Annotated in this window: 27 protein-coding genes and 1 pseudogene; 24 read left to right on the top strand and 4 right to left on the bottom strand. The window is 50.2% G+C overall.

Annotation, left to right across the window (positions count from 1 at the left end; all coding sequences use genetic code 11):
* Nucleotides 1-14 precede the first annotated feature (14 nt).
* The 6 genes from HMPREF1250_RS02835 to HMPREF1250_RS02810 all read left to right on the top strand — a co-directional run bounded on the left by HMPREF1250_RS02835 (nucleotide 15) and on the right by HMPREF1250_RS02810 (nucleotide 5,509).
* Complete coding sequence (locus HMPREF1250_RS02835; RefSeq protein ID WP_023053042.1) at nucleotides 15-1,172, top strand: CRISPR type I-F/YPEST-associated protein Csy1; 1,158 nt, start codon at nucleotides 15-17, stop codon at nucleotides 1,170-1,172.
* Nucleotides 1,173-1,192: 20 nt separating this feature from the next.
* A complete protein-coding gene (gene csy2, locus HMPREF1250_RS02830) occupies nucleotides 1,193-2,092 on the top strand; it encodes a type I-F CRISPR-associated protein Csy2 (protein ID WP_023052957.1) in 900 nt (299 codons plus the stop codon).
* Nucleotides 2,093-2,193: 101 nt separating this feature from the next.
* Nucleotides 2,194-3,144 (top strand): type I-F CRISPR-associated protein Csy3, encoded by a 951-nt coding sequence (gene csy3, locus HMPREF1250_RS02825; RefSeq protein WP_023053015.1) that lies wholly within the window; start codon nucleotides 2,194-2,196, stop codon nucleotides 3,142-3,144.
* Between the two features lie 5 nt (nucleotides 3,145-3,149).
* Nucleotides 3,150-3,731: a type I-F CRISPR-associated endoribonuclease Cas6/Csy4 gene (cas6f, locus tag HMPREF1250_RS02820; protein ID WP_023053116.1), complete on the top strand. Its 582-nt coding sequence runs from the start codon at nucleotides 3,150-3,152 to the stop codon at nucleotides 3,729-3,731.
* 717 nt (nucleotides 3,732-4,448) lie between these two features.
* A complete protein-coding gene (locus HMPREF1250_RS02815; RefSeq protein ID WP_023053049.1) occupies nucleotides 4,449-4,916 on the top strand; it encodes a low molecular weight protein-tyrosine-phosphatase in 468 nt (155 codons plus the stop codon).
* A gap of 26 nt (nucleotides 4,917-4,942) precedes the next feature.
* On the top strand, nucleotides 4,943-5,509 hold the full coding sequence (locus HMPREF1250_RS02810) for a peptidoglycan recognition family protein (RefSeq protein WP_231391270.1): 567 nt from the start codon (nucleotides 4,943-4,945) through the stop codon (nucleotides 5,507-5,509).
* Between the two features lie 427 nt (nucleotides 5,510-5,936).
* Here the strand turns inward: HMPREF1250_RS02810 and HMPREF1250_RS02805 are convergent, their stop codons facing one another.
* A complete protein-coding gene (locus HMPREF1250_RS02805) occupies nucleotides 5,937-7,043 on the bottom strand; it encodes an acyltransferase (RefSeq protein WP_023053097.1) in 1,107 nt (368 codons plus the stop codon).
* Nucleotides 7,044-7,162: 119 nt separating this feature from the next.
* On the opposite strand from HMPREF1250_RS02805, the gene HMPREF1250_RS02800 reads away from it, so the two are divergent.
* From HMPREF1250_RS02800 to HMPREF1250_RS02765, 8 genes are read left to right on the top strand one after another with little or no spacing between them, the layout of a single operon-like run.
* Nucleotides 7,163-7,675, top strand: coding sequence for a hypothetical protein (locus tag HMPREF1250_RS02800; RefSeq protein WP_023052954.1), 513 nt, complete (start codon nucleotides 7,163-7,165; stop codon nucleotides 7,673-7,675).
* A gap of 28 nt (nucleotides 7,676-7,703) precedes the next feature.
* Nucleotides 7,704-8,105: a DUF3592 domain-containing protein gene (locus HMPREF1250_RS02795; protein WP_023053051.1), complete on the top strand. Its 402-nt coding sequence runs from the start codon at nucleotides 7,704-7,706 to the stop codon at nucleotides 8,103-8,105.
* Nucleotides 8,106-8,116: 11 nt separating this feature from the next.
* Nucleotides 8,117-8,683: a GTP cyclohydrolase I gene (gene folE / locus HMPREF1250_RS02790; protein ID WP_023052931.1), complete on the top strand. Its 567-nt coding sequence runs from the start codon at nucleotides 8,117-8,119 to the stop codon at nucleotides 8,681-8,683.
* Between the two features lies 1 nt (nucleotide 8,684).
* Nucleotides 8,685-9,524: a dihydropteroate synthase gene (folP, locus tag HMPREF1250_RS02785; protein WP_023052950.1), complete on the top strand. Its 840-nt coding sequence runs from the start codon at nucleotides 8,685-8,687 to the stop codon at nucleotides 9,522-9,524.
* A 32-nt stretch (nucleotides 9,525-9,556) separates the two neighbouring features.
* Complete coding sequence (gene folB, locus HMPREF1250_RS02780; protein WP_023053061.1) at nucleotides 9,557-9,922, top strand: dihydroneopterin aldolase; 366 nt, start codon at nucleotides 9,557-9,559, stop codon at nucleotides 9,920-9,922.
* Nucleotides 9,915-10,385 (top strand): 2-amino-4-hydroxy-6-hydroxymethyldihydropteridine diphosphokinase, encoded by a 471-nt coding sequence (gene folK, locus HMPREF1250_RS02775; RefSeq protein WP_023052964.1) that lies wholly within the window; start codon nucleotides 9,915-9,917, stop codon nucleotides 10,383-10,385. Before folB ends, folK begins: the two co-directional genes overlap by 8 nt.
* A gap of 25 nt (nucleotides 10,386-10,410) precedes the next feature.
* Nucleotides 10,411-11,091 carry a response regulator transcription factor gene (locus HMPREF1250_RS02770; RefSeq protein WP_023053002.1) on the top strand — a complete coding sequence of 227 codons (681 nt, stop codon included), beginning with the start codon at nucleotides 10,411-10,413 and terminating at the stop codon, nucleotides 11,089-11,091.
* A complete protein-coding gene (locus tag HMPREF1250_RS02765) occupies nucleotides 11,088-12,635 on the top strand; it encodes a sensor histidine kinase (protein WP_023053024.1) in 1,548 nt (515 codons plus the stop codon). Before HMPREF1250_RS02770 ends, HMPREF1250_RS02765 begins: the two co-directional genes overlap by 4 nt.
* A 2-nt stretch (nucleotides 12,636-12,637) precedes the next feature.
* Here the strand turns inward: HMPREF1250_RS02765 and HMPREF1250_RS02760 are convergent, their stop codons facing one another.
* Genes HMPREF1250_RS02760 through HMPREF1250_RS02750 form a run of 3 tightly spaced genes read right to left on the bottom strand, consistent with a single transcriptional unit; the run spans nucleotide 12,638 to nucleotide 14,395 of the window.
* Complete coding sequence (locus HMPREF1250_RS02760) at nucleotides 12,638-12,868, bottom strand: hypothetical protein (protein ID WP_023052933.1); 231 nt, start codon at nucleotides 12,866-12,868, stop codon at nucleotides 12,638-12,640.
* Between the two features lie 3 nt (nucleotides 12,869-12,871).
* Complete coding sequence (locus HMPREF1250_RS02755; RefSeq protein WP_023053050.1) at nucleotides 12,872-13,597, bottom strand: metallophosphoesterase; 726 nt, start codon at nucleotides 13,595-13,597, stop codon at nucleotides 12,872-12,874.
* A 3-nt stretch (nucleotides 13,598-13,600) separates the two neighbouring features.
* Entirely contained in the window at nucleotides 13,601-14,395 is a 795-nt protein-coding gene (locus HMPREF1250_RS02750; protein ID WP_023053028.1) for a DUF4931 domain-containing protein, read from the bottom strand.
* Between the two features lie 132 nt (nucleotides 14,396-14,527).
* Here HMPREF1250_RS02750 and mutY point away from each other — a divergent pair, with 132 nt between their 5' ends.
* From mutY to HMPREF1250_RS02700, 10 genes and pseudogenes are all read left to right on the top strand, one after another.
* Entirely contained in the window at nucleotides 14,528-15,595 is a 1,068-nt protein-coding gene (gene mutY, locus HMPREF1250_RS02745; protein WP_036242448.1) for an A/G-specific adenine glycosylase, read from the top strand.
* Between the two features lie 15 nt (nucleotides 15,596-15,610).
* A complete protein-coding gene (locus HMPREF1250_RS02740; RefSeq protein ID WP_023052941.1) occupies nucleotides 15,611-16,816 on the top strand; it encodes a metallophosphoesterase in 1,206 nt (401 codons plus the stop codon).
* A gap of 194 nt (nucleotides 16,817-17,010) precedes the next feature.
* Nucleotides 17,011-18,027: a cell division protein FtsZ gene (gene ftsZ / locus HMPREF1250_RS02735; protein ID WP_023052987.1), complete on the top strand. Its 1,017-nt coding sequence runs from the start codon at nucleotides 17,011-17,013 to the stop codon at nucleotides 18,025-18,027.
* A gap of 77 nt (nucleotides 18,028-18,104) precedes the next feature.
* Nucleotides 18,105-18,584, top strand: a complete 480-nt coding sequence (gene nrdR, locus HMPREF1250_RS02730; RefSeq protein WP_023053106.1) for a transcriptional regulator NrdR — start codon at nucleotides 18,105-18,107, stop codon at nucleotides 18,582-18,584.
* Between the two features lie 59 nt (nucleotides 18,585-18,643).
* Nucleotides 18,644-20,077 carry a D-glycero-beta-D-manno-heptose-7-phosphate kinase gene (rfaE1, locus tag HMPREF1250_RS02725; protein WP_051356044.1) on the top strand — a complete coding sequence of 478 codons (1,434 nt, stop codon included), beginning with the start codon at nucleotides 18,644-18,646 and terminating at the stop codon, nucleotides 20,075-20,077.
* Nucleotides 20,074-21,039: an ADP-glyceromanno-heptose 6-epimerase gene (gene rfaD, locus HMPREF1250_RS02720; protein WP_023053080.1), complete on the top strand. Its 966-nt coding sequence runs from the start codon at nucleotides 20,074-20,076 to the stop codon at nucleotides 21,037-21,039. Before rfaE1 ends, rfaD begins: the two co-directional genes overlap by 4 nt.
* A pseudogene (locus tag HMPREF1250_RS02715) lies at nucleotides 21,032-21,554 on the top strand (D-glycero-alpha-D-manno-heptose-1,7-bisphosphate 7-phosphatase). The gene rfaD and the pseudogene HMPREF1250_RS02715 overlap by 8 nt, the downstream one beginning before the upstream one ends.
* A complete protein-coding gene (locus HMPREF1250_RS02710) occupies nucleotides 21,541-22,572 on the top strand; it encodes a glycosyltransferase family 9 protein (RefSeq protein WP_023053117.1) in 1,032 nt (343 codons plus the stop codon). Before HMPREF1250_RS02715 ends, HMPREF1250_RS02710 begins: the two are co-directional and overlap by 14 nt.
* On the top strand, nucleotides 22,569-23,615 hold the full coding sequence (locus tag HMPREF1250_RS02705) for a glycosyltransferase family 9 protein (RefSeq protein ID WP_023053066.1): 1,047 nt from the start codon (nucleotides 22,569-22,571) through the stop codon (nucleotides 23,613-23,615). The genes HMPREF1250_RS02710 and HMPREF1250_RS02705 overlap by 4 nt, the downstream gene beginning before the upstream one ends.
* Nucleotides 23,616-23,689: 74 nt before the next feature.
* Nucleotides 23,690-24,271 (top strand): porin family protein, encoded by a 582-nt coding sequence (locus HMPREF1250_RS02700; RefSeq protein ID WP_023052966.1) that lies wholly within the window; start codon nucleotides 23,690-23,692, stop codon nucleotides 24,269-24,271.
* The last annotated feature ends 47 nt before the right edge of the window (nucleotides 24,272-24,318 follow it).

Raw genomic sequence — 24,318 nt, 5'->3', positions numbered from 1 at the left:
TTGGAGGTTAACAGATGAGCATTTTTATGGATTATCTTCAGCAGGAAGCGGCAAAGGAAAAAGGGGCTGTTTCCAAAGAGGAGTGGCTGAGAAAAACGGCCAAGAACGCGGCGAAGTGTACCTTTGCCACTCATGTGGGTAAATTTGTTCACCCGAGTGCAGATGTGAAGGTGCTGGTAAAACCGAACACTGTGCAGGATTCGCCTTATGTTTTGACATCTGCAGTCAGATGCCCTGTAGATATTTCGACTGGGGCCAGTTATCTCGGCGCCGCGAAACTGCTGCTGCTGCCGTTGGAGAATGGCCGGACTGTGTATGAGAATTTTTTCGACGACAGTGATTTTATCAAGATGGAAATGCAGAATTTACAGGCAGATTATCAGGAAATCCGCAGACTGATACTGCAGGCCGTACAGCCGGACGGATGCGATGTAAGTGATGAACGGTTGCGGCAAGTCTATTTTCCGCTTAAAGAAGATTCGTATCATCTGTTGACGGTTCTGCCGCCGTCCAGTGTGATGATGGAATTGCGTAAGCGCCTGCGGGATATGGAAAATATAAAAAAGATGGCCAAAGATAAAGAATCGGAATCATACGGACAGCCTTATGCAGAAGTATATGATCTGACAGAAGTCTCCTTTGGCGGGACGAAGCCGCAGAATATTTCCTTCTTGAACAATGCCGCCGGCGGCAGAACCTGCCTTTTGCCGTCAAATCCGCCTGTTTTGCGGGCTCGAACGGTTACCAAACCGCGGTATGATTTTTTTGATACCTTGTGGATCAGAAACTTTCAAATCTTCTTTCGGCAGCTGCATGATGTGTATACCTGTAAAGTCAATAATAGAATCAGCCGTTGCCGGGCGCGTAATATTGAAGATACCATCATCGATCAGGTTGTGCTCAACGTGTATGCCTTGCGACAAGTAGAACCGGGATGGACGGATGCGGACAATAATTATTTGCCGAAAGATCAGAAAATTTGGCTGGATCAGAAGTATGACGTCATACGCGCGCAGGAAGAGGAATGGCAAGAATCGATCGACAAGGCATTTGCCCGATGGATCATGAAATCATACGAACGCATCATGGGCAAGGAGAAGGTTCAATTGGGCGACGGTGAATTTAAGGCATTGAAACACCGTATACATACGGCAATCCGTGAAACGGTGTAATCCGATGGGAGGGCAGTGCAATGAAGCAGTATTTGCTTATATCAAGATTGAAAATTCATAATGCGAATGCCATGAGCAGTCAGTACACGATCGGCTTTCCTGCCATGACGGGATGGCTAGGTGCTGTTCACGCCTTGCAAAGACAATTACACAGTCATGGCTTTTCCCGTATTCGGCTGCCTCGCGTTGCCGTGTCTTGCCATAACTGTGATGTTCAACTATATAGAGGGCCGCATGATTATAAAAACTCTGTTATCGGTACGGCTAATCCTTTAAAAAAGAGCAAGAAGACGGGTAATTACGAACGACCGCCGTTTATAGAAGAAGCGCGGTGTCATCTTTCGGTGACCTTATTGATCGAGATTGAAGGATATGATCCTGATACGGAAGATGAACTTCTGGAGGTCATTCACCGGCAGTTGCCGGGACTTAAAATCTGTGGCGGTGATATTGAAAATAATGTGGAACAGATGCATATTCAGATCGAGGTGATAGATGAAAATGATAAATGCGATCAACGTGCCCTTCGACGAAAATTGATGCCCGGATATGTGGTAATCGAGCGCAAAGACTTGATGGAAGCGGCTAAGGGAAATGGAGACGCACTGGATCAACTGCTGAGCTGTTTATGCGTACGCCATAGCGCGGACCCGGACAAGGACGGCAAGATCAAGCAATGGATAGGCCGGCGGGACGGAAGTGAAGGGTGGATTGTTCCGCTGGCTGTCGGCTTTAACGATATCACGGGGGCAATTAAGGCCGCTTATCAGCGAGATGAGAGATATGAGCATCATTTTGTTGAGCCGATCGTTACTTTAGGTGAGTTTATTATGCCGTACCGGTTTGATTCTGTTGAAGCCATGATGTGGCAATATCGGTATGACCGGGAAAACGGCTTGTATTTATGTGAGTGCAGTTGAATAAGGTGCTGCTGGAGAGGAGAAATTGGTATGGCGACAAAAAACTTGGAAATCGCATCCGTATTATCGTATGAAAAAAACTGGTCCTGTCTGATGGATATATGTATGGTACGACTTGGGAAAACCGTTTTGATGAAAGCGAAATAAAGCCCTTATCCGTCGTTACGAAATCGGTGCGCGGGACGATATCCAATCGACTGAAGCCGACGGTACAGAACGATCCGGCAAAACTGAATGCAGAAGTGGAGAAAGCAAACTTACAACGGGTTGATGCCTGTGCGTTGGACATGAAGCAGGACACGTTGAAACTTTCATATACGCTTAAGGTTTTAAGCGGAGTAGAAGCCCCTTCAGCCTGCAATCATGCGGAATTTGGTTGGAAATACAAGCATGCGGCAGAAGCGTATATTCAAAAAAATGGGTTCACCGAATTGGCGCGTCGGTATGCAATCAATATTGCGAATGCAAGATTTCTTTGGAGAAATCGAATGGGCGCTGAACAAATCGAAGTGCATGTGACGGCAGACGGCATGGAATGGATCTTCAATGGGTATGACTATTCCTTGAAAAATTTTGAAGGGAATAGTCGGATTGATGAATTGGCAGAAAAAATAGCTGCCGCATTAAGCGGGAAGCGGCCGCATGTATTTATTCGCGTAAATGCGTATGCATTATTGGGTATCGGGCAGGAAGTATATCCCAGTGAAGAATTGGTCTTGGACAAAGGGAGGGGAGAAAAAAGTAAAGTATTATATCAAGTGCAAGGGAGTGCGGCCATGCATTCTCAGAAGTTGGGCAATGCTATTCGGACAATAGATACGTGGTATCCGGCGTTTGGCACGGAGGCAGGCGTTGGCCCTATCGCTGTCGAACCGTATGGCGTTGTCACCAACTTGGGGCAGGCGTTCCGTGTAGCTAAAGAAAAAGCGGACTTTTATTCGTTGTTTGATAAATTCGCTTTAGGAAAACAGCTGGATGATGTAGAACAGGAACACTATGTAATGGCCGTTTTGGTGCGCGGCGGCGTATTTGGACAGAGCAGCAGGGAGTGACATAGGTGAAGTATTATCAAGAAGTGACCATATTGCCGACTCCGGAGATAGCGACAAATTTCATATGGTCTAAAATCTATCAACAATTGCATATTGCGTTTGCCGAACAAATGAGAGGGAAAGATAAGGGGACTATCGGCGTATCTTTTCCGGAATATAAGAAAATCGAAAAAGGTGAGACATTAGGAAACAAGGTTCGTGTTTTTGCAGCGACGGAGAAGGAATTAGCGAATTTGCATATAAGGCATGTATTGATACATTACAAAGACTATGTCCATATTACCAAAATACGGCAGGTTCCTGAAAAAATAAAAAAGTACGCCATATATCGCCGGTATCATGAAGAAAGAACAAAAGAAAATAAAGCGAGACGTTTTATGAGTCGCCATCAGATTTCTTATGAAGAAGCCGTCCATATATTTCCTGAAACCGTTGAAGACGTTACCTATCCTTATATAAGATTGGAGAGCGCAACCAATAAAAGTCGATTTCGCCTCTTTATTGCAAAAGATGACTGTAGTGAACTTGTGAGCAAAGGGTTTGGGTCATATGGATTAGATACGCAATCTTCGCTTCCCGAGTTTTGACCAAAATTTTAGCGTGTTGCCGGAAATGTAGAAAAATAGCCACATAGGGGACTGTGTATCCATTTTGGGGTACAAGAGAATGTTCCTGCTCACATGGCGAATTACGGCAACTAGCGACGTTTTTCTTACGTTCTCTGCCGCGTAGGCAGCTTAGAAAACGAAAACAGTTTACTGTCGCCGCCGAGGAGAGTTCTCTGCCGCGTAGGCAGCTTAGAGGGGATAGCTTACAGTTGCAGGTTTCTTCATTTATCGATATGTAGATGGCAGACTTGGCAACATGTTTTGTGATATAATAAAAAAAGCTTCATTTACTGCCGTACAGGCAGCTTAGAAATTAAGCTATTTAATGATTTTGTAATCTGCCGCATAGGCAGCTTGCGCATGATCATGGGTCGGCCGAATTGTTACGTCCCGTGGTTCATTGCCGTGAATGTCAGGGGAAGTTGTTGGTTTGTCGAAATGAATCGGAAAGAGGAGGATTAACGGTTTACGTGGTAAGATCAGTACGGCGGCATGAATATGCTGTCAGTCGATTATATTTAACAGAACCAAGTACTTGCTGCGTGCGGCAGGTACTTGGTTCTGTTACGCTTTCGCTATTTGCGGATGTTGTTAACTGATAGTCGGTCAGATTCGGACAAATCGGACAAAGCGGGCTGTGTTACCATTACGTGATCGGCAATGGAAAAATATTTCACGTACATTGGAGGAAGGGAATTGATTAAAATATTGTTTGTTTGTCACGGCAATATATGCCGCAGTCCGATGGCGGAGTTCGTGATGAAGGATATTGTTAAAAAGGCAGGTCTTCGAGATTTCTTCCTGATTGAGTCGGCAGCGACAAGTGCGGAGGAGATTGGTAACGGCGTTTATCCGCCGGCTAAGCGAAAGTTGGCCGAACATGGTATTGCATGCGACGGCAAGCGGGCGCGACAGTTGTGCTGCGATGATTATGACCGGTATGATTATTTGATTGCCATGGACCGCGCCAACTATCATCACATGTGCACTTTATTGGGGTGCAGTGAAAAGGTGCGTCTGTTGTTGTCCTACGCCGGCAGGAACGATGAAGTGGCCGATCCTTGGTACACCGGCGATTTCGAAGCGACGTGGCAAGATGTTTCGACAGGATGCGCGGCGTTGCTGGAGACGATTTTGGCGGTGCAAAAGGGGCGCATATACTGATCGGGGCCGCTCATGGATAGGGGGATATGATGGGAGTAAAGATTTCAAGCGCAGTGATTGCAGCGGTGCTTTTTTTCGGCATGGTCGTACCGGCAACTGCCGCCGATACGGGAGACGCAATGAAAAGTGCGGATATACGGACGCGTGTTCAGCGACTGTTAAGAGAATATGATGATGGCCGCTCCGATTCGTACGATCATTTGCCGGTTTACCGGCCTGAACGGGACGCGGCGCCTAATGAGGGAATCGGCGTCAAAGAAACGAATCTTACTTTTGTTGAGCCCTTATCGGTGCGTTTACAGACGAAAAATATCATCATCCATCACGTCGGTATTCCGGACGGGGATACGTCTGCCGCGGCTATTCACAAGGCGCATTTGCAGAACGGCTGGGCCGGGATCGGTTATCATTACGTGATCCGTAAAGACGGTACTATTGAACGGGGACGCCCGTTGGCTACGGTCGGCGCGCATTCGTACGGAAACAACTACACTTCTGTCGGCATTAACGTGGCAGGTAATTTCGACAAAGAGTATCCGACAAAGAGACAGCTTAAATCGCTTGTTCGCTTTCGGCCACCGCGACAAGAATGAGACCGATTGTCCCGGTGCGCATCTTTATCCGCTCCTCGGACAGATCAGAACTGCGGCGGCGAAGGAACTGCGGCGTATGCAGCGAGTGTGATACGCCGAGACTTGTTTTGGGTGCAGTTGATGGCGATTGCGGATTTATATAAGGTATCCTGTTATCGGTCTTTGCTTTTCTTGCTTTGCAAGCGAGGGCCGTCATGCCGGATGAAGGAGAACGTTCATTTGTGGTCTGCCGCTGTAAAGGGCGATTAAACAATTTGCATAGGCAAACAAGGCGGCTTCTTCGGCGATGCGGCTACCTGGCGCGTTGCATATCGCCGGAGCAGGTATGCCCGAAAATCGACTTGCCGGTATTTGTTAACGTAAAAAAGCCCGTTCTTCCCGTCGCCGTGTGTCGGCGTCAGCGAGAGGAACGGGCTTTTTTGTTTTGTTATTTCCCTTGCAGGCAAATGGAAAGCCAGCGGGGCAGGGACAGCCGTGAGATGGCAACTGACCAGAGAGATGCCGCTGCCGTTACGAGACAATAGATGATGATAATATATATGGCCCGCAAGGTAATACCGTAACGGGCGGCAAAACCGGTGCAGATACTGAGAAAAACGGGATGAACCAAGTAGATCGGGTAAGAGTAATTACCGAGAAGCGAGAAAATCCGATGTGTCGCCGGGGAGACGGGGCGGCACTCCCAGAGCCAGAGGAGAAAAAGCAGTGTCGATACGGTATAAATCATGCCGCAGGGACTGAGCTGATGGACTGTGAATACGGCGGACAACGCATCGTAGCCGAGAACGGTCATGACGCCGCAGTAGGCTGCCAGCATCGCTGCCGAGGCGATCAGTTGGAAGGCGATGACGAGCTTGCTGTGCCGGCTGAGCCAAGCCGTTACGACTTCGAAATGCTCTGCCGTATAGGCGCCGAACATGAAGATGAAGAGATAGTGAAAAACCATGTAATTCAGACGATAAGTAAAGGCGTCTTGTAAAAACGGGTTATCTGTGTGCAAGGTCCAGATATAACTGGAATAGAAATTGAATAGAACATTGGCTGCAAAGAGAATGATGAATGAAAGCAGTGCCCCGTGTTCCATGAGGTGCAGCAGCCGGCGCCAAAGCGGCATGAGCAGATAGAACCAGAGAAGGATGACGAGAAAGTAGATGTGGTACATCGCCAAACCGTAGAAAAAGGTCTTCGTCAGATTGGCCACGGCAAAGGCTTGCCAATTATGGCTGAGAACGGCAGTGAAGGCCAAGTAAAACAGGGACCATGTCACGTACGGCACGAAGACGGTGCGGAGGCGCCGCCGGAGATAAGCCATATAATGGAACGGCTCATGCAGAGGTTGGCTGTAAAACATGCCGAAGGCGGAAAGAAAGAAAAATGCCGGCACGGAAAAGCGCGATAAGATCTCCAAAACACCGACGAGGGCCAAGTTGGGTGTCGGATTGAGCAAGGCGACGGAGCCGACATGGATGGCGATGACGCCGAGCATGCAGATGCCGCGCATATAGTTGATGGAAGAAATAAATCGTTTTGACATGAAGCACCTCAATGGAATACAATAAAACAATATAAGAATTTTTTGTTAAATAGTTGTCACATAAAAATGATATACCTCATTATATCAGATTTTCATGATTGTTATAGGGAAGTGTCGATTTGGACAACGATAAAATCAAAAGTATCACGGAAACAGCGTTACTTTTGGCCCTGACTGTCGTTTTACAAGGGCTGCGTCTGTTCCTGCCCTTACCGGCTGCAGTCAGCCTGTTTCTTATCGGTTCGCTGGTCAATGCTTGTCTGGTTGTCGCCGTCTTGCGTATCAATGCCGCAGCCGGCTATATGACGGCTTGTATAACGCCTGTTTTTGCCTGGGTTGAAGGGATGCTGCCTTTTTTTCCCTTCATCTTTCCCGTTGCATGCGGTAATTGCGCTTTTGTCTTTGCTGTTGCTCTACTTAAAAATAGCGGCCTTAAGATATTGTATGTATCTGCCTTTATAAAAATGCTCGTCCTTTGCGGCGCTTTCTTTCTGCTCTTTTCTTGTGTCTCTTTTCCCGAAACGGTACGACAAGCGATCTTTTTTGCCATGAGCTGGCCGCAGCTGGTTACGGGAATCGCCGGCATTACTTTAGCATGGTTTTTGCAGCGGCGCACAGGCTGCGGCTGTTGATCATTCATTTTGTTAGGAGGACATCATCTTGCCAGATATTTTGTACTACGTTCCCGGTGCGATTGGGGTCTTTTTACTTCTTTTAGGCGCTTTCCACGGGTGGAAGCTGCGTTCGCTCAGCCGGCATTGCACCGCATACGGCACAGGTAAGGTGCTCGGTTTTGTGGAAAAGAAAATGCGCAGTAATACGTTGTATTTTCCTGTCATCGAATTTACTGTCGATGGGAAGATATACCGGTCGCAATCCACTTTCGGGGACAATGAATGGGAGTTTGAAGCAGGCTATGTTACTGACTTCCGCTATAATCCCGACAATCCGAATGATGTGTATTTATATAACTCCCGGGAAATACGGTATCAATATATCAGTACCGCTTGTATTCTCATTGGCGGATTGATTTTTATCGGAACGTATTACGTGCGTTTTTAAGGAGGCGCCTGATGGCACGAAATGAAGAAGCAATTGCCGCTGCCGGCCGCTTTTTGCGGGCTTTGGGACTTGATCTGGCGGTGCTGCAGATGGAAAAAACGCCGGAGCGGGTGGCAGAAGCGTACAGTCATTTCTTTTCCGGTCTGACAGAAGATCCTGCTGCTGTCTGGGGTGATTTGATTCGGACCGAAAGCAAGGGGCTTATTGCCGTTCGGAATATTCGTTTTCACTCCATTTGCGAGCATCATATTCTGCCTTTTTTCGGTACCGTTCAGATCGCCTATTTTCCTCGAAACGGGAAGATCGCCGGTTTCGGTCATTTTGCCGACGCCGTCGATATTCTGGCGCGGCGCCCGCAGCTGCAGGAACGGCTGACGGAGGAAATTTGCCGAGCCGTTTCGACCGGTGTCGATACGGCGGGGACGCTGGTTATCGTCAAGGCGAAGCATCTTTGTCTGACTATGCGCAATCGGGCTGCTGCCGATACGGAAATCGTGACGACGGCTGCCGACGGCATGTTGTGTGAAGGAACAAAATTATATGATCAGGCTTGGTCACTGTTGAAAGAGGAAGAATGATATGATAAGACAAATTCGCAAGTATACATGGCGAGACGGTAAGTCTCTGATTGTCGGCAGAAAGACGTTGGTCATGGGGATTTTGAACATTACGCCTGATTCGTTTTCTGACGGCGGTTCCTGGGCCGAGCGGGACAAGGCGCTGCGTCACATGGAGGAAATGGTCGCCGCCGGGGCCGACATTATCGACATCGGCGCCGAGTCGACGCGCCCCGGCTATACGATGATTTCGGCAGAAGAAGAAATTGGGCGGTTGGAAAAAATCCTGCCTGCCTTAGTGGCTCAATGTCCCGTTCCCGTTTCCGTCGATACGTATAAGGCGGCGACGGCGGACTATGCCATGACGGCCGGCGCTCATATCATGAATGATATCTGGGGACTGCAGTATGCGTCAGAGCCGGGATGGATGGCGGCCGTTGCCGCAAAACACCAAGTGCCGGTTATCGTTATGCATAATCAGAACGGCACGGCGTATGGCAATATTTTTGAAGAAATGAAAGCGTTTTTTACTGCGGCGGCATCAATTGCCGCTGCAGCCGGCGTTGCTGAAAAGAATATCATTATTGACCCCGGCATAGGCTTCGGCAAAGATTTTTCGCAGAACATGGAAGTTATCAGGCATTTGGGCCGACTGACGGAGTTGCCGTATCCGCTGCTTCTGGGTGTTTCCCGTAAGGGTTTTATTGGCAAGGTGTTGGATCTGCCGGTAACGGAACGAATGGAAGGCACAGCGGCCGTGACGGTCCTGGGGATCGTGGCGGGAGCTTCCGTCATGCGGGTGCACGATGTCAAGGAGATCGTGCGGATTTGCCGCATGACAGATGCGCTGCTTGCCGATTGATTACATCATTAACCGTATCAGGAGGATATGAAATGGATAAAATTACCATTTCCGGTTTGTCCTTTTTCGCTTATCACGGTTGTCTTCCCGAAGAGACGGAGCGGGGACAAACGTTTTTGGTTGACGTCAGCCTCGCGCTCGATCTGCATGCTGCAGGCGAGAGTGACAGACTGGACGATACCGTTGATTATGGGGCTGTCACGTCTTTGATCAGCACCGCTGTGACGGAAGCGCCGTGTCGTCTGATTGAGGGCGTTGCGGAAAAAATCGCCGCCCGTCTTTTAGCGGCCTTTCCGCTGCTTGACAGTGTTATTGTGACCGTACATAAACCGGGCGCACCGCTTCCTGCCGTTTTCAGCGATGCATCGGTAACGGTGGAGAGAAGGCGAAATGGCTGATTATTATATCGGTCTCGGCGCCAACTTGGGAGATCGAGAAAGTTTGCTTGCCGCGGCCATTCGGGAGATCCGGAAAATTCCGGGCCTTACGGTTTCGGCTCTTTCGTCCCTGTATGAGACGCCGCCGTGGGGCAAGACGGATCAGCCTGTTTTCTATAACGCTGTCGTTGCCGTCGAGACGCAGTTGCCGCCGGAACGGATGCTGCATTTATGTTTGGCCGTTGAAGCGAAATTGGGAAGGGTGCGTAGGGAGAAATGGGGAGCCAGGACAATCGACCTGGATATTCTCTGGCATCGCCGGGACGTGCATACGGCGGAGTTGCAGATTCCTCATCCCTATTTGACGGAACGGGCCTTCGTACTGGTGCCGCTCTGTGAATTGTCGCCTCAGCTTCCGATCAAGGGGAAACGGGCAAGCGAATGGCTTTCTCTGCTGCCCGATGCGGAAAAAATAAAAAAATAAAAGAACCTGAAGAGGGGAGATTATCATGGAAAAAATATTGATTGCAGATGATGAAGAATTGATGCGGCAATTGGTTGCCGATTTTCTAAAGCCGGAGGGCTACGAGGTAATTCAAGCTGTCGACGGGAAAGACGCGTTGGAAAAATTTAATGATCATCATCCGGATTTGATTCTGCTCGATGTCATGATGCCGGGGTATGACGGTTGGACCGTGTGCAGAGAGATTCGCCGCTCTTCTACGGTGCCGATCATGATGTTTACGGCTAAAGGGGAGGAAATAGATCAGCTTTTCGCCTATGATCTGGGCGTTGACGAATATATCACGAAGCCTTTCAGTCCGAAGATCCTGGTCGCTAAGATCAAGGTTCTTTTGCGGCGTGCACAGCCCGAAGAAGAAACAGTCAGAGAAGGCGGCGTGAACGATGTGGAAGGTCTTTCTATCGACCGTGACGCCCATCAGGTGCTGATTGATGGTAAAAGCATTGATCTCAGTCCGACGGAATATAAGCTGCTCAATTATCTGATGACCAATGCCGGCAAGGCGCTGAGCAGACGGCAAATATTGAATCAGGTCTGGAATTATGAGTACTACGGTGATCTGCGTACTGTGGACACGCATATTAACAGGTTGCGCGTCAAACTGGGCGATAAAGGGGCTTTTGTCCAGACTGTTCGCGGCTACGGCTATCGGTACGGCTCCAAATGATACTGAATAAGATACCGCTGCGCACGCGCGTAAGCCTGGACCTGACCGGATTTACCCTGCTCAGCCTGATCGTCTTGATGGTCGCCGTCGGATTGGGGTTTGAACCTTTTTATTACGAGGTGCAGAAAACCAATATGTTTTCGGCGCGCGACCAAATCGCCGCTATTTATGAGGAAAACGGGCCGGAACGGCAGGAACAGATCGACCGTATTAGCCAGTCTGCCGGGGCCGACGTCTTTATTGTCGATCACGGCAAGCTTACGTATTCGTCACGGCCAGACCGACAGGTCATTATTCCCAGAACGCAGGATACAAATGTCATTGTCGCGTCGCCGGATACTGCCGATACGACGACCGTCAGGCGGGAAGTGCCGCGCCATATTAGAGAACTGATGGCTATTCTGAACGGGGCGGAACCGCTTGAAAATGAGTTGGATGAAGTTCAGTCCCACCAACCGAAGGACAGCAACGGCGTACGTTTTTTCGATCTTTTCAGCCGTATTGGCGATCATACTTTTCTGATCCTCAGTCAGCCGGCGGCGCCGATGCAGAAAAATATCGATATCGTTCAGAAATTCGTCTTTATTTTCGGTCTTATCTGGCTCCTGGCGGCGATTGTCGGCGCGTTCATCTTTTCGCGGATATTGACGAAGTCGCTGCTCGAGCTGAAAAGTTTGGCCGTGCGTATGGCCGGCCTTGATTTTTCCAGGAAGTGGCGGAGCACACGGACCGATGAAATCGGCCAGCTCGGTCAGAGCTTGAATGACCTTTCCGATCAGCTGAATACGGCATTGACGGATTTACAGGCGTCTAATGATCAGTTGCAGGATCAGTTGAACAAGGCGCAGGAATTGGAGCATATGCGGAAGGCTTTCGTTTCGGCCGTGTCGCATGAACTGAAAACGCCGCTGGCTATTATCCAAGGGTATGCCGAAGGGCTGGAGAGTCTGGTCAATGACGAGGAAGGGCGGATTCGCTACTGCGGCATTATCCGCAGGGAAACGGAAAAGATGAATCAGCTTGTCCTGGACCTGCTTAACCTGTCCCGTCTGGAGTTGGGTAATTTCCAGTTATCTTTTACCGATTTTGACTTTACGGCGTTGGCGGAAGAAACAAAAATGCGGTTCAGCCGTGCCATTGAAGAAAAACGCATTTGTCTTTCTTGGGAATTGCCGGCAGAGATGACGGTTAACGGCGATCCCAGCCGGTTGGGCACGGTGCTGAGCAATTTTCTTTCCAATGCCATTGACTACGTGCCCGTCGGGAAGCGGATCGACCTTTCGGCCGAAATGCTTGCAGACCGATATAAAATAAAAATATACAATGACGGCATGCAGATTCCCGTCGAGTACCAACAGCGAATTTGGGAGCCTTTTTACAAGGTCGACACCTCGCGGGCCCGCGATGCCGCGCGGATATTCGGCGGTCACGGCTTGGGACTCGGCATCGTCGCGGCGTTGCTGAAGCTGCACGGGACGGAGTATGGTGTAGAAAATGAAAAAGACGGCGTAACCTTTTGGTTCACCGTCATGAAAAGCAAATAAGATTAAAATGCTCTTTTCCCTAAAACGGGATGGGAGCATTTTTTTAATGATAAATAGCCGACTAAATATCCTGCCGTTTCCAAATCGATATCTTCCTGTCTGTTGTCGTGTTCATAGATGCACAGCGGCTGTTCGGTGCCGACTTCGCCGCCGGGAAGATAAATGTACTCGTCAGCTGCGGGATCGCCGAAAATGATCCCGGCGAGCAGGTGTTTTTTTGCGATCTGGCTCATTTTTTACGCGCCTCCGTTTTCGTCAAATGTTATTTCCAGCAGTTTGCAGTCCCGGTAGTCGGCTGAAACGAGCTGAAGCAAGGTGCCGTTATAGCGGCGCGGGAACATCGTGTTCGACTGCATGCCGTGGAGATGTCCGAAGACGCAGAGCGGCACCTTATATTTGGCGAGAAGTTCCGTAAAGCCGCTGGGTTTGGTCAGGTCGCACACTGGCGGATAGTGCAGCAACAGCAGGGTATGGTCGCAGCCCAGTTTGGCGGCTTCTTCCAGCGTTCTTTCGACGCGGAGCAACTCCCGCCGGTAAGGTTTCGCGTCGCGTTCTTCTTCATAATGAATGTCTCCCGGACTGACCCAGCCGTGGGTACCGCAAACGGCAATGCGATTATTGTCGAGGGTTATCGTGGTGCCGTGAAGATAAGTCATGTTGTTGCCACTGTCAAGGCGGTTCAACTTACCGGCGCTTTCCCACCAGAAATCATGATTGCCGCGGATCAGTACTTTATGACCGGGCAGCGCTCTGATTTCATCCAAATCCTCTTGGGCGTCTTTTAACCGCATCGCCCAGGATATGTCGCCGGCGATCAGGACCGTATCGTCAGGGGAAACGCGGCTGCGCCAGTCTGTGCAGATTCGCTGCCAGTGATTTTCCCAGCGAGGGCCGAAGACGGTCATCGGCTTTTTCGGCGGATTGCCTGACAGGTGCAGATCACCGATTGCAAATAAACGCATAGATTAATCCTTTCCTTGAGAGAGATGGGTTCTGAAATCCTTTATAAAGCGCGCAACATGCTCTTTGTTGGCGACTTGCGGTACTTTATAGCCGACAAACATGGGATTTGTCAAAAAGCGGGGAACAATCTTGACGTAGAGCGACGCATCTCCGGGAAAGTCGTAATAGAATATGTTGTAACTGTCATTGAAACTGGCGAAGGAGCGGATGAAGTACAGCGCCGTTGCCTGCATGGAACGGACAAAATACGGCAGCGCTCCTTCGTCCTTTAAAATCAGATTGACTTCATAAAAGCCGATGAGCGGTGCATCGGAAAGATTTATTTCCAGTTCTTTCGCTGTCATAATGGGGTGTCCGTGCAGGTGCTGCGGCGAGATATCGTGATGGTAATCATACTGCTCAAGGCCGACGATCTGACTGTGGGGATGACGTATCGTACCGCCCGACATATAGCCGTGATTGCGGTAAAAAAGAACGGAGCGGAAGCGCCCCATATCCTTTACTTGCCGCCATTTTTCCAGAGAAAATTCGAGTAATGCCAACGCATATTCCGGCGTGTACGTTGCAAAATCGGCGTCGCAGTCATCCGTTTCGATGATCAAGGTCTGCCATGCTTCTTTGAGGACAGGATAAGCATTTTCCAGCCAGATCATGTGGCCGCGCCTGTCGAGGATGTTTTTCAGATTGGCGACATCACAAAAAGGGCAGTATGAAGCGTCGCGATGTACGGTGTCCGGCTTCGTCCTGCCCAGATCCAAATTGTATTCGATAATATGTTTTGACAGATCATGACTCATGAGAAATACTCCTTTATCAAGGCTACTGTTTATTTTAGCACACTGCCTGTGTTTTTGAAATGATATGCTATAATGAATATGCTTTTGCTGTACTGCGGAATTTTTTCGGCAGTGCGCGGAAAGGATAAGGATATGAGCGATGTTAAACGAGTAGACGATACGTGGGTGCCGTTGCTTTTGCAATGGTTTTCCGTCCATTGCCGCGAATTGCCGTGGCGCGGCGGTACGCGGCGAGATCCGTATAAGGTGTGGGTCTCGGAAATCATGCTGCAACAGACTAAGGTCGAAGCCGTGCGGCCTTATTATGAAAGTTGGATGGAGCGTTTTCCCGATATGGAAACATTGGCTGCAGCTTCTGCCGACGAAGTGTTGCGGCAATGGCAAGGGCTGGGGTATTACTCGCGCGCCCGTAATTTGCACCAAGCCGTACAGGAAGTTGTCGCCTCCTATGACGGCAAGGTTCCGTCAGACACGGCGGAACTGGTCAAGCTGAAAGGAGTCGGCGCATATACGGCAGGGGCCATTGCCAGTATCGCTTACGGTCGCCGCGTCGCCGCAGTCGACGGCAATGTGCTGCGCGTTTTCGCCAGGCTGTATAACATTGAAGAGAATATTTTGTCCGGTGCCGTAAAGAAAGAGATTACCGACTTAGTCGATAACGTCATGCCGGCAGCTTGTCCCGGCGCTTTCAACGAGGCGCTGATGGATTTCGGCGCGCAGGTCTGTGTGCCGAGGCAGCCGCATTGCGAAGGTTGTCCCCTGTCGTCTCATTGTTTGGCGAGAGCGGCGGGGAAGGAAGCGGTATTGCCGTTGCGTTTGACGAAAAAGAATATTCCGACGGAAGATATTACGGTCGTTGTTTGTACGCGGCAACGAAAATGGCTTCTCCACCGTCGTCCGGAAAAGGGGTTGCTGGCATCGATGTGGGAATTTCCCAACGCCGGCGGAGCAGGTGCGGAAGGCATCGGCGCCGTTACGAAATTGCTGCAATCCGTCGGTCTCAGCGTTGTTGTCGGCGCTGCGGAAATCGCTGCGGTGAAACATGTCTTTTCTCATAAAATATGGCGGCTCCACGTTTATCGGGCAAAAGCCGTTCACGGTCATTTGCAGGCAAAGGAGGATTGGCAGTGGTTGCCGGTAACGGCGTACACGGAAGTTCCGTGGGCCGGGCCGCATGGCAAGATCACTGCCGTATTATAAATGAAGGGTGTTTTTTTGCTCGTTTTTTTGATGGTCATGTCACTCGTGGCCGCGTTTACGGCAGTGCTGTGGAGTTATGTCAGCCGCAGTCGCCGTTTCGCCGCAGTCGTTGCCGCCGTTTTAGGCATTACCGTTGTCGCTGTTGCCGTAGTCGGCCTGTACGTTACGGCGTTTGCAGACTTGCGGCAGATGGCGGTGCTGCAGGCGTCATGGTTCGGAGCCATGCTTTCTCTGAGTTGGTTGTTGGCCTTTCTGCTGGCCTTTCCCGTCATGATAGTTCTCGCTTTTGGCACGTTTATTTACCGGCGGTTTTTCCGAAAACATACCGAAGAGCCTGCAGGCGGGCGCGAAGGAGGAATGTCGCGCCGGTCATTTCTGCAATATAGCGCCGCTGCCGTTCCGCTTCTGGCCGCGACGACATCGCTGGTTGGGAATGCGGGAGGCCATCTCTGCTTGCAGGTGACTTCCCATGATGTGACGTGTCCTTCGTTGCCGCCATACTTGGAAAACTATAAAATTGCGCAAATATCAGACTGCCACATTGGCACCTTCTTCAGCATAGATCAATTGCGGGAGGCTGTTCTGCGCGCTGCCGGCAGCGGCGCACAGCGCCTCGAAATAACCGGTGATCTGATTGATGAGTTGTCGCTGCTGCCGCAGTGTCAGGCCGTCTTGCAGGAATTGGCGCCTTATTTTCGCGACGGCATTGATTTTTGTTACGGCAATCATGAATATTATCGAGGACTGCCGCAGATTACGGCTATGCTGGAGAAGACTCCGGTTCGTATTCTGCGGAATTCCTCTTTCCGCGTGCAGGGTCTGCCGGGACAGCGTGAGTCCGACCGCCCCTTTTACATATGCGGCAGTGACTACAGCTTTGCCAAGGAAGAGGAGGCCTTTGCTGCCGAACGGCGGCGTTATACGGAGAAAGCGCTGCAATATGTGCCGCAAAATGCCTTTGTTCTTTTTTTGGCGCACCATCCCGCCTTTTTCGATGAGACTTTCGCCAAGAATATCCCGCTCACGTTGAGCGGTCATACACATGGGGGGCAGTTTGCTTTGCTTGCTCCCTTGGTGCAGGCCGTCGGGTTTAAGTATTTGCGCGGCATGTTCAAAAACGGATCGGCGTGGGGCTATGTCAACAGGGGGACCGGACATTGGCTGCCGTTCCGCTTTCTCTGCTCCCGTGAGGTCAGTGTTTTTACCTTGCACAGAAGCTGAAGGAACTTTTGAAAATTCCTTTCCGGGAGGCCGTAAAAAGTGTTTGACGGGATCGGGAAAGAAGCGTTGAAAGCGGTGTTGATTTGTCCTAATTTTTATTATCATTTATCGACAAATAAAAAAATTTAGTGTAGAATAAAAGGGAATCTTATCTGCACAGCGTAACGCGAGCTCTCGAAGGAGGAAGAAATAACATGGCAGAAAATGCAAACATAAAGGTAATCGGTGTCGGCGGCGGCGGAAATAATGCCGTCAACCGTATGATAGAAAGCGGACTTGACGGAGTGGAATTTATTTCTGTCAACACGGAAGATCAGGTCCTGGAGGTCTCTCAAGCTGATAAAAAAATTCAGATCGGTGAAAAGCTGACGCGCGGTCTCGGTGCAGGCGCCGATCCTTCCAAAGGAGAACAGGCCGCTTTGGAAAGCAAGGAAGAGATCATCAAAGCCCTGCAAGGCGCCGATATGGTGTTTGTCACGGCCGGCATGGGCGGCGGTACCGGTACCGGCGCCGCTCCGATTGTTGCGGAATGTGCCAAGGAAATGGGCGCGCTTACCGTAGCCGTAGTTACGAAGCCCTTCGCATTCGAAGGCAAGCGCCGTAAAGAACAAGCTGAAAAGGGAGCGGCCTATTTAAAGGATAAAGTCGATACGATCATTACGATTCCGAACGATAAGTTGCTCCAGATCATTGATAAAAAGACACCGCTGAAAGAAGCGTTTTTGGTTGCTGATGACGTTTTGCGGCAAGGTGTGCAGGGGATCTCCGATCTGATCACGACGACTGGCCTGATCAACTTGGATTTTGCCGATGTGCGGACGATCATGCAGGATCAAGGCGAAGCGATCATGGGTATCGGTGTCGGCAGCGGCGAAAACCGTGCTATCGATGCCGTTGAAGCGGCTATCCACAGCGCCCTTCTGGAAACGAGCATCGACGGCGCGCAAAGCATTCTTCTCAACGTTACAGGCGGCCCGGATATCAGTCTTTATGAAATTAATGAAGCTGCCGAAAAGGTTTCGGAAGCGGTTTCTCCCGACGCCAACATTATCTTCGGTTCCGTTATCGATCCGGATATGGAAGACTCCATTCGCATCACTGTCGTAGCGACAGGCTTCGATAAAGAACCGTCCAATATTCCCGCTTTCGGACAGACGAAAAAGGAAAGCAAAGATATGGGCGGCGTAGAAATTCCTACGTGGATGAGATAAGCAGCAAGATCAAAAGCGGATCCCGGCGGACCCGCTTTTTTTGAGATATTGGCAGTGCTTTTGGGGAAGGGATAATTATGAGATGCCCGTTTTGTAAACATGCTGATACGAAAGTAACCGATTCTCGAGCTACTGATGACGGCAGGGCCATTCGCCGGCGGCGCGAATGCCATTCTTGCGGCCGCCGTTTTACTACCTATGAAATGGTGGAAGAAGTGCCGTTGTATGTCGTGAAAAAAGACGGCAGACGCGAATTGTTCGACCGCAATAAAATTTTGAACGGACTGTTGCGGGCCTGCAACAAGCGCCGCGTTACCCGGCAGCAGTTGGACGAAATCGTCGCGAAAGTGGAACGGAATATTCGCAATACGCTGGAGCAGGAAATTCCCAGTGTCAAGATCGGAGAAATGATTCTGGACGAATTGCAAGCCATCGACAGCGTTGCGTATATTCGCTTTGCTTCCGTATACCGGCAATTTGCCGATTTGGACAGCTTCATGGCCGAATTGAAACGACTGATGGCCAATAGGGAAGGGAAGCCGTCCGACTTGCCATAAAGGAGAGGGTTGAGACGGAACGGTATATTGATAATTTTTTGGATAATCTGCTGCCGCGCATGCGTATTGCCGTTATCGGCGATATCATGGTGGATCGGTATGTGTACGGCAGCGTTGAACGTATTTCGCCGGAAGCGCCGGTGCCGATCAATCGTGTTGACCATGTGACTTCCGTTTTGGGCGGTGCCGCCAATGTTGCGGCAAATCTGGCTCATATGGATTGCAATGTTTATCTGGCGGGCCTTATCGGTGATGACGACAATGCGCGCCTGTTGCGCAGCCTCCTGAATGAAGCCGGCATTGACGGCGCCGGCATCGTTACGCGCGATCGTCATCAGACGACGACAAAGATGCGTGTTCTCGGCTCACAACAGCAGATGGTTCGCCTTGATTTTGAAGAAGTCACGCCCGTCACGCCTGTTGAAGCGGCAGAATTGGCGACTTGGCTCGACGGACGGTTGCAGCAGGGGCTTGACGGGATTATTTTATCTGATTACCAAAAAGGCGTTTTGACGGAACAGGTAGCCAAACTCGTTATCGGCAGCGCCAAGAAGGCGGGGATCCCCATCCTGGTCGATCCCAAAGGTCGCGATTGGACGAAATATAACGGCGCCGATTTCGTAACGCCGAACATGAAGGAGCTTGCCGGTTGTGTCGGGCATCCTGTTGGCAACGAAGGAGCCGCTGTCGTCGCCGCTGCAAAAGAACTTCATGAGAAGTACGATTTCGAGCATTTGATGGTGACGCGCTCCGAAAAGGGGATTACCGTCGTGCGCAAAGACGGTAATATTTGGAACAATCCGGCTACGGCCCATGAAGTTTTCGACGTTTCCGGCGCCGGCGATACGGTAGCGGCAGCATTTCTTTCGGCAATTGCCGCCAAGTTGTCAATTCGTACGAGTCTGCAAATTGCCAATGCCGCCGCCGGTATCGTAGTCACGAAAGTGGGGACATACCCCATTCACCGTCAGGAACTGCAACAATACTGGCATAACTGGCAGCCTGCCCGCTGGCGGCCGTACCGGCCGCTGACGCGTGCCGAAATGGCGGCCAAGATCCGCGGTTGGCAAAAGAAAGGAGAAGTCGTCGTTTTTACGAACGGCTGCTTTGATATTCTCCATCGCGGCCACGTTCTGTATCTCCAGCAGGCGGCTATGTTGGGACGACATTTGGTTATCGGCCTTAATTCCGATGCGTCTGTGCGGCGGTTGAAAGGGGAGACGCGCCCCCTTGTTTCTCAAGAAGACAGGGCCGTTCTTCTTAATGCCCTGGCCTGTGTCGACGACGTCGTCGTTTTTGAGGAAGATACGCCGCAGGAACTACTGGAACTGCTGCGCCCTGATATTCTCGTCAAAGGTGGGGATTATAAGGCTGAAGATGTCATAGGCCGGGATTGTGTCAAGGAAGTGGAAATTATTTCCTTTGAAGAAGGCTATTCCACAACAGCGTTGATCGAAAAGATCGGAACATTGGCAAAGAAGGGAAAATTATGAAAATAGTAACAGGTGGCGCCGGCTTTATCGGCAGCAATATTGTGAAGCAATTAAATAATCGCGGCATTGACGATATTTTGGTTGTCGATGACTTGACGGATGGCGAAAAATGCCGTAATCTTCAAGGTCTGTCATTCTATGACTACATGGATTACGAGGAGTTTGCCTGGCAGATAGCCGATAACAGTTTCGATATCGGCTATGTTGACGTTGTTTTTCATGAAGGCGCCTGCTCCGATACGATGAATTACGACGGCCGTTATATGATGAATAACAATTATGAAGGCAGCAAGGCTATTTTGCATTACTGCATGCAGCGTAAAATCCCCTTCCTGTATGCTTCGTCGGCAGCGACATACGGCAGCGGCAAGCATGGCTTTCGTGAGGAGCCGGCTTGTGAAGAAGCGTTGAATCCGTACGCTTATTCCAAGCTTCAATTCGATCGCTACGTACGTCGTATGTTGCCGGTAGCGAACGGGCAGGTTGCCGGATTCCGCTATTTCAATGTCTTTGGTCCCCAGGAAAATCACAAGGGCCGTATGGCCTCTCTGATCTTTCAAAAATATCATGAGTTGCAGGAAAAGGGGAAGATCACCTTATTTGAAGGTACCGGCGGCTATGAAGACGGCGGTCAGATTCGCGATTTCATTTATGTCAACGACGTTGTCAATGTTCTTTTCTATTTTTGGGAACATCCCGAACTGTCCGGAATCTATAACTGCGGTACCGGAACGGGGCATACATTCAACGAGTTCGTTCAGGGGATTATTGAGTATTGCGGCAAGGGGACCATTGAGTATGTACCGTTCCCCGATGTTTTAAAAGGGAAATATCAAAGCTATACGCAGGCCGATACTTCAAAATTGATGGCGGCAGGTTATGATAAGGGATTTACATTGTTACCGGAAGCCGTAAAAGAATATTGCCGTATTATTCAGACCAACGACGGTTATTATGAGTAGAAAGGCCGTCTTTTTCGATCGTGACGGCGTCTTGAATAAAGATGCCGGCTACGTCGGCAGACGGGAGGATTTCATCTGGATAGACGGTGCCAAAGAGGCGCTGGCTTATTTAAAAAAAGGAATATTTGGTCGTCGTCGTTACCAATCAGAGCGGCGTAGCCAGAGGCTACTACAGTGAAGCCGATGTGGTGTCGCTGCATGATTGGATGTGCCGGGAAGTGGCCGCTGCCGGAGGGGCCGTGACGGCGGTCTACTATTGCCCGTATCTGGAGGGCGCTCCGGTAGCGGCTTACAACCGGCGAAGTGATTGGCGCAAACCGGCTCCCGGTATGGTATTGCAGGCTATTCATGAGTATGATATCGACCGGTCGGGCTCTTTCCTCATCGGCGATTCGCCACGGGATATCGCCTGCGCCGAAGCGGCCGGTATTGACGGGTACTTATTTACAGGCGGCAGATTGGATCGGTTCGTAGAGGCTGTCGTCAAGGAGAGATCGTCATTTGGAAGATTATAAAAGCATACTTATCATCAAAATGAGTTCACTCGGCGATATCCTTCACGCTTTGCCGACTTTGCACGTCTTGCGGCGGCGTTATCCGTCAGCGCGAATCGTCTGGGCGGTGCATGAGCAGTTTGTTTCTTTGCTTCCCGGCGCGCCGTATATTGATGAGGTTGTTTTTATTGATAAAAACAGGCTCAAGTCTTTCCGTTATTGGCGGGAATTGCGGCGACAACTGCATCCGTATCGCTTCGATCTGAGCATTGACCTGCAGGGATTGGCCAAAAGTGCTGTTGTGGCCATGAACAGCGGCGCAAAGCGCAAAATCGGGTATTGGGAAATGCGGGAAGGCAGCTTTCTGGTCAGCAAAGGGATAACGGGACCGCATAAAAACGGTCATGTTATTGAACGGTATCTGGATGTGGCCAGAGGACTCGACTGCCCGGTCGACGCCGTTGCCTTCCCGCTGCCGCCGTTGGATGAGGTTCGCAGCAAGATGCTGCAACGGCTTGCCGCAGACGGTTTGCAAGGGCCTTTTGTCGCACTCGTGCCGGGAGCCCGCTGGTCCGTCAAAGAATGGCCGTTGGCAAACTGGTGCGCGCTGTCCTCCCGCTTTTCGGAGCGAGGAATCAATGTTTTACTCCTCGGCAGCGGTGATGACATTGAAAAGGGAAAGAAGATGAAAAGCGGCACTGCATCGGAGCATGTCTTTGATTACACGGGAAAAACGACGCTGACGGAATTGATGGCGCTTATTTCCCTGTCGTCATTATACGTCAGCGCCGATACGGGACCGCTTCATTTGGCAAATGCGCTAAAAAAAGAATTGATTGCCTTGTTCGGCACGACCAGCCCGGATCGTACAGGCCCTTACGGCGGCGCAGGGAGCGATTACATTCACCTGATCGTTTCGCCGACGTCACGGGCCACGGTTGCGCGCCCTTTAGTCGATGACCCCGAATGTATGGGAAAGATTACTGTCGATACGGTATGGGCAGAGTGCCGTAAGGCTGCGGAGAAGGTAGGGTTATGATAAATTTACGGCAGAAACGGATTATCGTCACGTTTCTTATGCATCTCGGCGATTTGATCCTGGTGACGCCTTTTTTGCAGGTTTTGCGGCGTCATGCGCACGGATCGGAAATAACCCTTGTCGTGGATGCAAAGGTAGCGGATGTTGTACGATACAATCCGAATATAGATCATTTGATTGAAATAGATAAAAAGGGGCGGGACAATTCTGTTTCCGCTCTTTGGCGTATTGGCAGAAAGCTCCATCGAAACAACTATGATGTGTTGATTAATTTGCATCCCAACGAACGGACATCCTTTTTGGCCGTCGCCATTCAGGCCGGCTATTTTGCCGGTATGAGTCATTTTTTGGCGCGGCCGTTTATGGATCGATATACGCGGCTTGATCGCCTCCACTTTCACGCTGCCGATATGTATATCAACGTGTTGGAGCAGCTCGGCATTGAAGATCGTCGCAACAGCGGGCTGGAAATTGAGTTGGCAGCGGCGTGGCGAGAAAAAGCGGCGGCGTTTTACGCCGAATACAATCGGGAAGGCAAACCTCTGGTCGGCTTTAATATCGGCAGTGCCGTGCCGCAGAAACGATGGCCGCCGCAGCGTTTTGCCGCTGTTGCCGACTACTTTATGGATAAAGGGTACGGTTGTGTTTTTTTCGGCGGCCCGATGGATAAAGAAATGGTCGCCGAAGCGGTGTCTTTTATGGAACATAAGCCGATCATCGCAACGGGATTGTTTTCCATCGGCGAATTGGCGGCAGCCGTTAAAGGGTGTTCCCTTTTTATTACGAATGACAGCGGCCCCATGCACATAGCCGTCAGTCAACAGGTTCCTCTTGTCGCCTTATACGGGCCGAGTAATCCCATGTTTTACGGGCCTTATACGGAGAAAGCGATCGTATTGGAATCGACAGATCATTATGAAGTCGGCAAAAGTATGAAGAAGATTATCCGCGAAGGAAAATACAAAGGGATCTCCGTGATCTCCGTAGCTCACGTGATTGAAGCGGGAGAGGAACTGCTGAAGAAGTATGGCAGGCGGCTATGATTGAAAAAATATCGGCTATACGGTATAATGTACATACTGACACTTAAGAAGATCATGACGCGGAGGTGCATATAATGAAAAAAATAGTATTGGCAGGTATTTTGGCTGCTGCCGTTTCGGCAGGAGCAGCCGTTTATGCGGCGCCCATTACCAACCCGCAGCCGGGAGACTTCAAAGCGAACATCAATTACGGATTTGATCAGCGGGAAGGCGGCCGTGACGCCGACAGCCGCTTTGCCGGCGGCGACGTTACATACGTTGTAAACGACAAAGTAGATGTACAATATGTCAACAACTACACAAAAGGTAAAAACGGCAATACGATCAATGAAAATTACCTGAAGGGAATTTACCGTTTCAATCCGTACGTTTCGGCGTATGGCGCTGTATCGTATTTAAAGACCAATACCTATTCCAGTCAGCATGCCTACGGCTATCAGGTCGGCTTACAGGGGCAGGTTCCGTTGGCTGACAAATGGCAAGGTTTTGCCGGTGTCGGTTTTGGTGATGACGCCAATACGTATGAAATCGGCGTCGGTTACGATATTACCGAAAACTGGGATGCCCATGTCAAATATCGCCGCAGTGATATAGGCGTCGATAATTACAACGACGATGTCAAGGGCTGGCAAGTTGGTATGGGGTATAAATTCTAACGCGATGGAAAGAGCCGTCTCAAAGAGGCGGTTCTTTTTTTGTTTGA

The sequence above is a fragment of the Megasphaera vaginalis (ex Srinivasan et al. 2021) genome (assembly GCF_000478965.1).
In the GTDB taxonomy this organism is placed as follows: Bacteria; Bacillota; Negativicutes; order Veillonellales; family Megasphaeraceae; genus Megasphaera; species Megasphaera vaginalis.
This window is presented reverse-complemented; position numbering and strand designations above follow the sequence as displayed.